The sequence below is a fragment of the Streptomyces sp. XM83C genome, assembly GCF_023072675.1.
Lineage (GTDB): Bacteria > Actinomycetota > Actinomycetes > Streptomycetales > Streptomycetaceae > Streptomyces > Streptomyces thermocoprophilus.
The window spans coordinates 1-442 of sequence record NZ_JALLGL010000667.1; the positions used below are offsets into that span (position 1 = coordinate 1).

Consider the following 442-nt stretch of genomic DNA (forward strand, 5'->3'; position numbering starts at 1 on the left):
CCTGGATGGGGTCAGTTGTCGGTGGCGGGGTCGACGATGCGGATGCCGAAGTGGGCGCTGAGGGCGGTGCAGGCGCGGCAGGGGTGGGTGAAGGTGCCGTGGAGGGGGTCGCCGTCTTCGCGGATGCGGCGGGTGGTGAGTTTGGCGTGTTTGAGGGCTTTGCGTGCTTCGCCGTTGGTCATGGGTTTGCGGGCAGCGCGTTTGCTGCGGGCGGCGTCGGCGGTGGTGAGGTGGCGTGAGATGAGGATGGTTTCGGCGCAGCGTCCGGTGAAGCGGTCGCGTTGGTTGCTGGTGAGGGTGTCGAGGAAGTCCTGTACGAGGGGGTGGAGTGTGGGGGGTGTTTCTCCGCGTGCGGCGGTGGCGGTGAGGGTGGCGCCGCGGACGGAGAGGGCGGCGGCGATGGTGGGGAGGATGCCGTCGCGGCGGTGACGGAGCGTGGGGG

Annotated in this window: 1 protein-coding gene; it reads right to left on the reverse strand. The window is 70.1% G+C overall.

Annotation, left to right across the window (positions count from 1 at the left end; genetic code table 11):
* Positions 1 to 11: 11 nt before the first annotated feature.
* Positions 12 to 442: YwqJ-related putative deaminase (locus MTQ10_RS31005; protein WP_247474158.1), on the reverse strand; the 431-nt coding region annotated here is incomplete at its 5' end.